At 36.3% G+C, this 12,712-nt stretch carries 7 protein-coding genes and 1 tRNA gene; 6 read left to right on the forward strand and 2 right to left on the reverse strand.

From position 1 onward, the window contains the following. The first annotated feature begins 170 nt into the window (after positions 1–170). The 4 genes from gor (at position 171) to gltX (ending at position 6,214) form a co-directional block, all read left to right on the forward strand. Positions 171–1,562, forward strand: coding sequence for a glutathione-disulfide reductase (gor, locus tag NMK50_RS02245; RefSeq protein WP_254770711.1), 1,392 nt, complete (start codon positions 171–173; stop codon positions 1,560–1,562). Between the two features lie 71 nt (positions 1,563–1,633). Beyond that, positions 1,634–3,013, forward strand: a complete 1,380-nt coding sequence (locus NMK50_RS02250) for a class II 3-deoxy-7-phosphoheptulonate synthase (protein ID WP_254770712.1) — start codon at positions 1,634–1,636, stop codon at positions 3,011–3,013. Positions 3,014–3,160: 147 nt separating this feature from the next. Then, a complete protein-coding gene (locus tag NMK50_RS02255) occupies positions 3,161–4,822 on the forward strand; it encodes an NAD+ synthase (RefSeq protein WP_254770713.1) in 1,662 nt (553 codons plus the stop codon). 12 nt (positions 4,823–4,834) lie between these two features. Then, the gene (gene gltX, locus NMK50_RS02260; RefSeq protein WP_254770714.1) at positions 4,835–6,214 is read left to right on the forward strand and encodes a glutamate--tRNA ligase; all 1,380 of its coding nucleotides are present in this window, start codon (positions 4,835–4,837) and stop codon (positions 6,212–6,214) included. Positions 6,215–6,274: 60 nt separating this feature from the next. Here gltX and NMK50_RS02265 read toward each other — a convergent pair whose 3' ends face one another. Further along, positions 6,275–7,678 (reverse strand): DEAD/DEAH box helicase, encoded by a 1,404-nt coding sequence (locus NMK50_RS02265; protein ID WP_254770715.1) that lies wholly within the window; start codon positions 7,676–7,678, stop codon positions 6,275–6,277. Between the two features lie 148 nt (positions 7,679–7,826). Beyond that, positions 7,827–8,600: an NAD kinase gene (locus NMK50_RS02270; protein WP_254770716.1), complete on the reverse strand. Its 774-nt coding sequence runs from the start codon at positions 8,598–8,600 to the stop codon at positions 7,827–7,829. A 256-nt stretch (positions 8,601–8,856) separates the two neighbouring features. Here NMK50_RS02270 and NMK50_RS02275 point away from each other — a divergent pair. Together NMK50_RS02275 and hutH are read left to right on the forward strand one after the other, a co-directional pair. Further along, a tRNA-Arg gene (locus NMK50_RS02275) sits at positions 8,857–8,933 on the forward strand. Between the two features lie 1,111 nt (positions 8,934–10,044). Then, positions 10,045–11,583: a histidine ammonia-lyase gene (gene hutH, locus NMK50_RS02280; RefSeq protein WP_254770717.1), complete on the forward strand. Its 1,539-nt coding sequence runs from the start codon at positions 10,045–10,047 to the stop codon at positions 11,581–11,583. Positions 11,584–12,712: the final 1,129 nt, after the last annotated feature.

The raw sequence follows: 12,712 nt of genomic DNA on the forward strand, positions 1-12,712 counted from the left end.
ATGTGGATTTTTGTTGCAAAAAAAAACGGCGGTTTTCCGCCGTTTTTAATAAAAGAGGCTCTTTACAGGAGGCTGTTTGATAGAAAAGAATGCTTGAAAATAAAAAAGACTTTCATTTGATAATAAATGATCATAGCCTATTATTGTAGATGGATGGGAAGGAAGAGTTCGTGGGATCTTTTGATTTTGATTTATTTGTTATTGGCAGTGGTTCTGGAGGAGTGCGTGCTGCACGTCTTGCGGGAGGACTTGGTAAGCGTGTTGCTATAGCAGAAGAATATCGTATAGGAGGAACTTGTGTTATTCGCGGCTGTGTTCCCAAAAAATTGTATGTTTATGCTTCACAATATGCAAAAGAGTTCCGTAAAAGTGTTGGTTTTGGATGGGAATATGCTGCTCCAGTTTTTAGCTGGAAAAAATTAGTTGCAGCTAAAAATGAAGAAATAACAAGATTAGAAGGGCTTTATCGCAAGGGATTACAAAATAATAATGTTCATATTTATGAAAGCCATGCGGTCTTTGTGGATGATCATACATTAGAGCTCTCAGCAACAGGTGAGCGGGTTAGTGCAGAAAAAATTTTAATCGCAACGGGGGCAAAAGTTGCACCAAACACAGCAATTGGAGGCAGTGATTTTTGTCTTACTTCTAATGAAATTTTTGATCTTGAAGAGCTTCCAAAATCAATAGTCATTGTTGGTGGTGGGTATATTGGTGTTGAATTTGCTAACATTTTTCATGAATTAGGTGTCAAAACAACACTCCTCCATCGTGGTGATTTAATCCTTCGTAACTTTGATGATGATTTGCGAAAGTTGCTTAATGATACAATGATTGAAAAAGGGATTTCTATTATTTATGGGGTGACAGTTTCCAAAGTACAAGCGAGAGAGAATTGTTATGATGCTGTTTTATCAAATGGGCAAATGGTCAGTGCTGATCAGATTATGTTGGCTACTGGGCGTGTGCCCAATACAACAGGCTTAGGGCTTGAGCGGGCTGGTGTTCAATTGAATGAATTTGGTGCAGTTATTGTTGATGAAAGGATGACAACCAATATACCTCACATTTGGGCTGTTGGTGATGTCACAGGTCATATTCAATTGACACCTGTTGCAATCCATGATGCAATGTGTTTTGTGAAGACTGCGTTTGAGAATATCCCCACCGCACCTGATTATGATCTGATTACGACAGCTGTTTTTTCACAGCCAGAGATTGGAACGGTTGGTCTTTCAGAAGAAGAAGCACGCCATCGTTATAAGCATCTTGAGATTTATCGTACAGCTTTCCGTCCTATGCGTAATGTTCTTTCTGGAAGCTTAGAAAAAATGTTTATGAAGCTTATTGTCGATGGTGAAAGCCGGATTGTTATAGGTGCTCATATTTTAGGGGAGAACGCTGGTGAGATGGCACAGCTCATAGGAATATCTCTCAAAGGTAAGTTGACGAAAGATGTTTTTGATGAAACGATGGCAGTCCATCCAACGATGGCAGAAGAACTGGTAACGATGTATAAACCAAGTTATGTCTATAAAAATGGAAAAAAAATAGAGAATTAAACAGACATAGTGAGATAATTGACAAAGTTTTAAGGTAATAAGACGTAATTTCAAGCTCTGGAGAGCGTGTAATGATAAAAGAATGGGCGCCTGACTCTTGGCGAGCAAGGCCAATTAAACAAGTACCGAATTATCCGGATAAATCTGTGTTAGCAGATGTTGAACGAAAGATACGCAGCTATCCTCCTTTGGTTTTTGCTGGTGAAGCGCGTGATTTAAAAAACGAATTGGCAGCTGTCGCACAAGGCCAAGCTTTTTTATTACAGGGGGGGGATTGTGCAGAAAGTTTTGCGGAGCATGAAGCTGACAATATTCGTGATTTTTTTCGTGTATTCTTGCAAATGGCGATTGTTTTGACTTTTGGTAATTCTAAACCTGTTGTTAAAATAGGTCGTATTGCAGGTCAATTTGCCAAGCCACGCTCTTGTGATACGGAAAGTAAAAGAGGAGTTGAACTTCCTTCTTATCGGGGGGATATTATTAATGGCATTGAATTTGAAGCGGCTTCTCGTATTCCTGATCCACAACGAATGTCTATGGCTTATCGCCAATCTGCGGCAACATTGAATCTTTTGCGTGCTTTTTCACAAGGGGGATATGCCAATTTAGAAAATGTTCATGCATGGATGTTAAGTTTTGTGTCTAATAGTCCACAAGGTGCGCGTTATGAGTTATTGGCAGAGCGTATTTCGGAAGCAATTGATTTCATGCGTTCTATAGGGATTACGTCAAAAACAAATTTTTCATTACGTGAGACATCTTTTTATACCAGTCATGAAGCCCTTTTGCTTGGCTATGAAGAGGCTTTGACGCGGATTGATTCAACTTCTGGAAATTGGTACGCAACGTCTGGGCATATGTTATGGATTGGTGATCGGACACGCCAGATTGATCATGCTCATGTTGAATATTGCCGTGGTATTGAAAATCCACTTGGATTGAAGTGTGGCCCTTCTCTTGAAGCTGATGAACTTTTGAGGTTAATCGATATTTTAAACCCTGAAAACGAACTGGGGCGATTAACGCTTATTACGCGTTTTGGTCATGATAAGGTTGAAAAATACCTTCCTCAATTGATTCATGCTGTTGAGCGTGAAAAGCGTAAGGTGATATGGTCGTGTGATCCCATGCATGGTAATACGGTTACTGTAAATGGTTATAAAACACGCCCCTTTGATTATGTTTTAAAGGAAGTAGAAAAGTTTTTTTCAGTGCATTATGGCGAGGGGACTTATCCGGGAGGCATTCATATTGAAATGACAGGTCGTGATGTTACAGAATGTACAGGTGGAGCACATGCCATTTCTGTAGAAAATTTATCTGATCGCTATCATACACAGTGTGATCCCCGGTTAAATGCAGATCAAGCATTAGAATTAGCCTTTCTTGTTGCTGAACTTCTTAAAAAAAATCGTCATGCTGATTCATTAGCTCTTGCAGCAAATAGTTAGATAGCTCTTGCAGCAAATAGTTAGACAAAAAATCGCAGATATTTTTTGTTTCAGCTCTTTATGAAAAAGCATTTCTAAAAAAAGCAATATTTTCGATGATGAGAGCAGAGTTATGCTTACCAAACTGATGAAATGATACAAAGGCTTATGAAAAATGATTTTCGGGTAGCAATTGCCCAATTAAATCCTGTAGTTGGTGATATTGAAGGAAATTTTTCTCTTGCTGTAATGGCGCATCAAAAAGCGAAGGAAGAGGGAGCTGATCTTGTTTTATTCACGGAGCTTTTTATTAGTGCTTATCCGCCGGAAGATCTTGTTCTCAAAGCTGCTTTTACAAAAACATGTGAAGATGCTGTTAAAAAGTTAGCAAAAGCAACAATAGGGGGGCCAGGAATTATAATTGGTCTTCCTCTCATGCATGATAATACCATTTACAATGGTGTTATGCTTCTTGATGAAGGACAGATCATTGCTGAAAGCTACAAGTTTGATTTACCTAATTATGCTGAATTTGATGAAAAGCGCCTCTTTTCTCCCGGTCCACGCCCTGAGCCAATTCTCTATCGCGGGATAAAACTAGGAATAGTCATTTGTGAGGATATTTGGAATGATCCCTCTCTATGTGCTGAGCTTGGTAATAAAGGAGCTGAGATCATCCTTGTTCTTAACGGTTCCCCCTATTCTCGTAATAAAACATTAAAACGGATAGAGGTTGTTTATGCGCAAGCGCTTCAATCTGGTAGACCTATTATTTATGCTAATCAAGTTGGAGGCCAAGATGAACTCGTTTTTGATGGAGGCTCTTTTGCGTTAAATGGGCAAGGCAAAATGGTTTTTCAAATGAAACATTTTGAAAGCCATATTGCTCTCACGCATTGGCAACGGAAAACGACAGAATGGCAATGTATTTCTGGTCCAAATGAAAATCTTCTCAGTGGGTTAGCTGCTGATTATCAAGCCTGTGTTTTGGGTTTGAGAGATTATGTTAATAAAAACCGCTTTAAAGATGTTATTCTTGGCCTTTCGGGAGGAATTGATTCAGCTCTTTGTACAACTATAGCGGTGGATGCTCTTGGTGCTGAGAGAGTTCGCACTGTAATGATGCCCTATCATTATACTTCACAAGAATCATTAAAAGATGCTAAGGAGTGTGCGCGTCTTTTAGGATGTCATTATGAAGTAGTCCCGATTGTGCAACCTGTTGAAGCTTTTTTGAAGACAATGGCGCCTGTTTTTGTAGGATTATCTCCTGATATTACAGAAGAAAATCTTCAAAGTCGTGTACGCGGCACCATCTTGATGGCGCTTTCCAATAAATTTGGCTCCATGGTGGTAACAACAGGCAATAAGTCAGAAATGGCTGTAGGATATGCAACACTTTATGGTGATATGAATGGGGGATTTAATCCCCTTAAAGATATTTATAAAATGCAGGTTTATGCATTAGCAGAGTGGCGCAATAAAAACCACTTGCAAAATTTTAAAGGACCAGAAGGAATTGTCATTCCCCTCAATGTTATAGAAAAGGCACCTTCCGCAGAACTTCGGGAAAATCAAAAAGATGAAGATTCTCTTCCTCCTTATCCTGTTTTGGATGATATCTTGCAATCTCTTGTAGAAAATGACATGAGTGTTTGTGATATTGTAAAACGGGGGTATTTACGGGAAACAGTTGAGAAAATTGAACAGCTTCTTTATGGTGCAGAATATAAAAGACGACAATCGGCTCCTGGTGTAAAAATCAGTCACAAGAACTTCGGTCGTGATCGTCGTTATCCTATTGTCAATCGTTTTCGCGATAAAAATTGAGTATTATTTTTTATGATAAAAGTTCGTTTTGCCCCCTCTCCAACAGGTTATATTCACATTGGTAATATTCGTATTGCCTTGTTCAACTGGCTTTATGCGCAAGCGCATAAAGGAGCCTTTATTTTACGCTATGATGATACAGATGTTGAACGCTCTAAACAGGAATATATTGATGCTATTGCCGTTGATCTTGAATGGCTTGGTATTCAACCAGATGAAATTTATCATCAATCCAAGCGGTTTAGCCGATATGATGAAGTTGCAAAAATACTCAAACAACGCGGCCTTCTTTATCCCTGTTATGAGACTGCTGAAGAATTAGATCGGCGTCGTAAAATCCAACTTTCACGCAAATTGCCTCCTATTTACAATCGTGCTGCATTGAAATTGACATCAGAAGATAAAGAAGCTTTTGAATCGCAAGGACGTAAGCCGCATTGGCGTTTTCTTCTCCCTAATTTTGAAGATAATCCTTTACAAACAAAGCGAACAGAAATTTGCTGGGATGATGCAGTAAAAGGAAAGCAGACAATTGATTTATCCTCTCTTTCAGATCCTGTTTTAATTCGTGAAGATGGAAGCTACCTTTATACATTACCCTCTGTCGTTGATGATATCGATATGGCTGTGACACATATTATTCGTGGAGATGATCATATTACAAATACAGGTGCTCAGATCGCTCTTTTTAAAGCTCTCAATGCAGAATTACCAGTTTTTGGTCATATTAATTTATTGGCTACAATTTTAGGAAAAGGGTTTTCAAAACGGAATAATGATCTTTCTATTCGTTCTCTACGAGAAGAAGGATTTGAATCTATAGTTGTTCAATGCCTTGCTGTTTTGATTGGGACATCGCAAAATGTGCATCCCTATCGTCATCAAGAAGCGCTTTTAGAGCATTTTAATCTTCAAGAGACATCACGATCGGTTGCTAAATTTGATATTGCTGATCTTTTAACCTTGAATAGTCATCTTGTTCATGAGCTAACCTATGAGGAGGTTAAAACGCGGCTTCAAAGTCTTTCTATTGATGGAGAAAAGGCGGAGTGTTTTTGGAAGGTGATAAGGGGCAATATTAACAAAGTAAATGATGCTGTTTTGTGGTGGAAAGTCATTCATGATGAACCAAGCTTTGATATGGTGGCTCTTGAGGATCGCACATTTGTTCATCAGTCAGGCGATTTTTTGCCTAAAGGTGCATTGAATGATGAAAGTTGGAAAGTTTGGACAAGCGTATTAAAAGAAAAAACAGGACGTAGCGGGAAAGCTCTGTTTATGCCATTGCGTCAAGCCCTTACCGGGATGGACCATGGACCTGAAATGGGGAAGTTTTTACCACTCTTGGGACGTGAGAAGATAATAGAAAGATTGATGCGTCAAGGGGAGTAAAACAGCATTTTCAGAGCATTTTGTTTGTTTCTTGTTCTATCAGGATAGCGAATTTCTAGCCTAATTACGGATTTTTATGAGCATAAACGCTGGGATATCATCACCAAATCCAAGCAAAGAGGAGGCTTTGTTTTTCCGAGGGCGATGTTGTGCAGACGGTTGTGTTTTATTATTTACAGTTTGGATGTAATCCAGCTTATCGCCTTGCAAGGACTTTTTTGTTTGAACAGTACGCTCTTTAGGAGCCATTTTTTTTGCTAATTTTGGCGATTTTTTCTTTAAGATGATTTCGTCTTCTAGATCATCGGTCGTTAAAGTAGAGAGATCTCCATTAAGCCATTCAATTTTTTCATTGCTCATTTCTTCAATAGCACTGATATATTTTTGGTCATCCTTTGTGACAATTGTGAAAGCTTTTCCGCTACGATTTGCACGTCCTGTACGACCAATTCGATGAATGTAATCTTCGGCATGTGTAGGAACGTCATAGTTGAAAACATGACTTACCGCTGGGATATCGAGTCCACGGGCAGCAACATCAGAAGCAACCAGAAGTTTAATTTTATTATTTTTAAAATCATTGAGTGTATTTGTACGTGAATATTGATCCATATCCCCATGTAGTGCGCCTACACTAAAATGATGTCTGATGAGAGATCTAAACAGTTCAGAAATATCTCTTTTTCGATTACAAAAAATAATAGCATTTTTGAGCGCATCACCTTCATTGTGAATAAGTTCTCGTAAAACGGCTCTTTTATCCCATGATTTATTCCCAGATTTGACGAGCCGCTGTGTAATCGTGGAAGCGGTTGAGGATGCTTTCGTCACTTCAACAGAGACAGGAGAATGGAGAAATTGCTTTGTTAGTTTGGTAATTTCTGGTGACATTGTTGCGGAAAAGAACAAAGTTTGACGCGTAAAAGGGGTGAGTTTACAGATCCGTTCAATATCTGGAATAAACCCCATATCCAACATGCGATCAGCTTCATCAATAACAAGAATTTCAACACCCATCATAAGCAGTTTGCCGCGCTCAAAATGATCAAGCAGGCGCCCTGGTGTTGCTATAAGAACATCAGCTCCTCGTTCAAGTTTACGGTCTTGGTGTTCAAAAGAAACGCCACCAATCAAAAGGGCCACATTTAAACGATGGTTTATTCCGTATTTATCGAAGTTTTCTTCAACTTGGGCTGCTAGTTCTCGTGTTGGTTCTAATACAAGAGTCCGAGGCATTCGCGCTCTTGCACGACCTTTTTCAAGGAGTGTGAGCATAGGTAAAACGAAAGAAGCTGTTTTTCCCGTACCTGTTTGAGCGATTCCTAAAACATCTTTTCTTTGAAGGACATGGGGGATTGTTCCACTCTGAATAGGTGTTGGAACTGTATATCCTGCAGATTTTACTGCTTTAATAACTTTTGCGGACAGACCTAAATCATCAAAACTGTTTAAAGGTGGTATCATTTTTCTATCAATTGCTCTGCGATTTTAGTTTCGCTATCCAAACTATTCGTAAGATTAAGTAACTTTACACTCTTTTAGAGAGCTAAGGGACCTTCAAAAAAAAGTCAACTATAACAGTCATATTCCTATAGAAGTCATAATACAATAATTAATAGCGAAATTGTTCTGATAAAATCCGTTCATCCCATGAATGGTTAGAGTCAAAAAGGATTGAGGCTGTTACTTCTGTTGCTGTTGAAATAGTAACTGAATGGACAGATTTAACTTCAACATTATCGGCAGCAGCATTTACTGGGCGTTTTTCGGGTTCGAGCATATCAAAGCGTATTATTACTGTATTTGGTAGCAGTGCTCCGTGCCAGCGCCGAGGACGAAAGGGACTAACGGGAGTAAGTGCCATAAGTGGTGCCATGAGAGGTAAAATAGGCCCTTGTGCTGATAAATTATAGGCTGTAGATCCTGCTGGTGTCGCAACGAGGACACCATCGCAACTTAATTGCTCCATGCGTACATTGTTATCAATACTAATACGAATTTTCGCTGCTTGATAAGATTGACGAAAAAGGGAAACTTCATTGATTGCGAGCGCTTCAATAGTTGCTTGACATTCATCTTTTGCAATCATGCGTAGGGGATGAATTTCCTTTTTATATGCGGCAGCAATACGATTTGGCAATTTTTGTTCATGGAATTCATTCATAAGAAATCCTACAGAACCTTGATTCATGCCGTAAATAGGCTTTCTAGTATTCATCACATCCCGTACTGTTTGCAACATTGTTCCATCACCGCCGATTGCAACAATAACGTCAGCTTCTTCTAAAGAAAAATGACCATAAATAGAAATTAATTTATGAGTAGCTTTGATGGCTTCCTCAGTTTCAGAAGAAATAAAATGGAAGCGCTTTGGTAATGTCATCATTGAAAAGTATCCTGATATTCACAATTTATTTTTTAGCCTATTTGAGGGAAGTTTTGAAGCTGTATATAAAAACTGTTTTCATAAGAAAAAGGATTATATACTGAAAAGTCATTTGTTTAAGGTAAATATAGAGCAGATATGACGAAAAGATTTTAGAGTGATATAAATAAATCATAAACAGGTGTTTTTTTAAGAACGTAATTCATTGTTGAAGCTGAGAGTATGATCGGCTAAAAGATCACTTATTTAGTTTTAAGCACCCGTAGCTCAGCTGGATAGAGCGCTGCCCTCCGAAGGCAGAGGTCACAGATTCGAATTCTGTCGGGTGCACCAAACTTTTCAATTGCATCTTGCATTATTTTTATAACAATGTTGTCTAACAAAGATGAAGCTATTTTTATTAAATGGTGATTGGAGATTCTTATGAGTTATGGAGAGAATAACCAAATAATTTTAGGACAATAAAGTTGTTTTCTATTTGTTCATCCTTTGTTGAGTACTTTTAATATTAAGAGAGAGGGAGACGCAATGGAAAAACTTATCACGTAGAGTCTTTTTATCTTGTTTCTAAAGAAGAGATTAAAATTTAAAAACTATATTTAATGTCTTCACTTCTTCCTATAAATCAAGGAGAGGCGTTTTTATTATCCTTTTAAGAGAGTCTTTCATAGAAATTATTTATAAAACGATATTGAGTTATATGCTTCATATTATTATTTTTCATGAGTTCATTGAAATAATGACAAGAGTAATGATATTATAAAAAGTTATGTTAAAAAGAATCTATATATGCTTTTCATTTACATATTTTTTGTAAAATCTGTCGTGCGTATTTAATCTATCTATAATACACTTCAATAACATTGATACAATAAGAATGATATCAATACTTAAATATGTACCATATGTGGTATTTTCATTATCATAAATGCTTATTGAGATAATATATGAGTATGAATATCTATTGTTTATTAAGAAAAATATCTTTAAATATTGATATATAATATATCAATATTTATATTTTATGAATAATTTATTTTAAATTAAATATTTAATTATAATTTAAATAATATTTGTATTATGTATAAATACAGTATAATTTTTTCTTGATCTTATCAAAGAAAATTTACTATTTTTATTATCTTGAGAGGGAATGTATGACACAAAAAATCCATAACAAAATTCTCTAACAGCGAATAAAACGGACTCTCCTTTAATCCTAGGAAAGGATGTGTAAAGGGTTTTCTAATAAAATAGCGCTTAAAAAGGCAATGATTAATCTTACTGTTCATATGTTCAAGAATGAGCAGGATTTGTTTATCTGGCAGATTTTTAATCTTTCTAAAGAGAAACTATCCCTTTTTTGTTTGATAGAAAATTTAACAATGCTAAGTGCTATGATATAAGCAAGTATTATGATGTAAGTAAATTAAGAAAGTAAATTATGACTATTTTACTAAATCCTGGTAAAGTAACGCTTAGCGATCTTGAGGCTATTTATTTTAATGGTGAAGTAAGTAAGCTTCATAGTGATACGCACTTGCCTATCAGGAAGGGAGCAGAGCGCATTGCTGAAATTGCTGCTGGAAATAAACCAGTTTATGGGATCAATACTGGTTTTGGCAAATTGGCTTCGATTAGAATTGATGCAAACGATGTAACGCTTTTACAAAGAAATCTTATTTTATCACATTGTTGTGGTGTAGGAGAACCTTTAGCTGAAAATATTGTGCGTTTGATAATGACTTTAAAGCTTCTTTCTTTAGGACGCGGTGCTTCTGGTGTTCGTTTAGAGTTGGTACATTTATTAGAAAATATGCTTGCCAAAGGTGTTATTCCTGTCATTCCTGAAAAGGGATCTGTTGGTGCATCAGGTGATCTTGCGCCACTTGCGCACATGGCTGCTGTTATGATGGGAGAGGGAGAAGCATTCTTTCAAAATATTCGTATGAGTGGAGCATCTGCTTTAAAAAAAGCAGGGTTGTCTCCTATTGTTTTAGAAGCAAAAGAAGGACTCGCTCTTATCAATGGTACGCAAACATCAACAGCACTTGCTCTTGCAGGTCTTTTTCATAGTCACAGAGCATTGTGTGGTGGCCTTCTTTCTGGGGCATTGACAACAGATGCTATTATGGGGTCAACAGCACCCTTTCACCCTGATATCCATATTTTACGAGGACATTATGGGCAGATTGCTGTATCACAAACATTAGAAAATCTTTTAGAGGATTCAGAAATTCGGGTTGCACATTTGCATGATGATAATCGTGTACAGGATCCTTACTGTGTACGTTGTCAACCACAGGTTATGGGGGCATGTTTTGATCTTCTTATCGCAGCAGCAAAAACACTCATTATTGAAGCGAATGCAGTGACAGATAATCCATTAATTTTAAGCAATGGTGAGGTTGTATCGGGTGGAAATTTTCATGCTGAACCTGTAGCATTTGCTGCTGATCAGATCGCTCTTGCATTATGTGAAATAGGTTCCATTTCTCAAAGACGTATTGCTCTTATGGTTGATCCAGCAGTTTCCCATGGACTTCCAGCTTTTTTAGCACAAAATGCAGGTCTTAATTCAGGTTTTATGATTGCTGAAGTAACAGCAGCTGCTTTAATGTCTGAAAATAAACAAATGGCACATCCTGCTTCGGTGGATTCAACACCAACTTCAGCAAATCAGGAGGATCACGTTTCAATGGCTTGCCATGGTGCTCGTCGATTATTAGCAATGAGTGAGAATCTTTTTACTATTGTTGGTATTGAAACACTTATTGCAGCACAAGGAATTGAATATCGTTCCCCTTTGAAAACAAGCTCTTTCTTGCAATCTGTTATAGACTATCTACGTAAAAATATTGCCCCTCTTAAGGGAGATCGTTATATGGCTCCAGATCTTCATAAGGGACACATACTTGTGCGTGAAGGGCAATTGTTGTCCATTTTATCCCAAATAATTTTTCCATCACTACAACCCAAATAATATTTATTCTGATATCAATAAAAAAGAAGTGACGTTTGATTCTTAGATTGTTCTAGAGAAAATTTAGAGAATATATAATATATTCAAAATCTTAAATAAATATAGGCTCATTTATTTCCTAGTATGTTTTGGGTACTTTTATCCAATTGTCTTCTTCATGGTAATTTTATTTATCCGTACAAGTTTATGAAAGATAACATTTTAGAAGATGATTTTTGTATTTTTATTACATAACAGATAAATTAAAATATTATATATTGTTATTTTAATATATTTTTTGTCATTATACAAATTATATCATATTAATTTTCATTAAATAAATTCTATATTTTATAACATTTATTTTTTTCACAAATAATGGAAATTAATGCGAGTCTCTGGAAACACAGATCTAAAGAGAGTCTTTTCATTGCTATGGTTGTCCAAGAGAAAGATGCGCTTCAGGAAAAAAATATAAATGTTTTTAATATTTCAAGTCAAAATGCTAGAGAACAGAATAGATGTATTTTCAAGACAAAAAAGGTTATTTTTACTGCAATAGTTCTTTTTTTAAGAAAGTACGTGCTTAAAAACTGTTAGAGTTTTGAATAAATGAGCTGGAGCTACATTTTATCAAACCTTTGAAAATTGGCGAGATTCACTTTATCATTGGTGAGATGGTGTAAGGTATTAAAGATTATTTTGTGCATTATTGTATATGATTCTTGTGTATTACGAGTAAAATAATGATAGAGAATTTGCTTAAGATCATAATAATTAGCTTATTCACTCTCAAAATAGTGCAGTAAAAATTTTTAAAATTTTATTTGAATAAAATGAATAGAAAGTATAGAAATTGATATTACACGTATTACAATATTTTTTTGCAACAAAATAAAAAATATAAAATAAATGAGAAAAATCATGATTGTAAAAACGTTTTGATTTGTCAAGATAATTTATTATTTTGTATCTTCATGATAGCTACGGTTACCGTATGATTCTTTCACTTTAAATCTGTTCATATTGAGATAATCAAAACCATCCCTTTACTATTATATGGGATTGGCATGCGGATAAAGAGATAAAGATGCTTTATTGTCTCGATGTAAAAGCTATCGCACAATTGGGAGTTAATAGATATAATGAT

This window comes from Bartonella harrusi (genome assembly GCF_024297065.1).
Classification (GTDB): Bacteria; Pseudomonadota; Alphaproteobacteria; order Rhizobiales; family Rhizobiaceae; genus Bartonella; species Bartonella harrusi.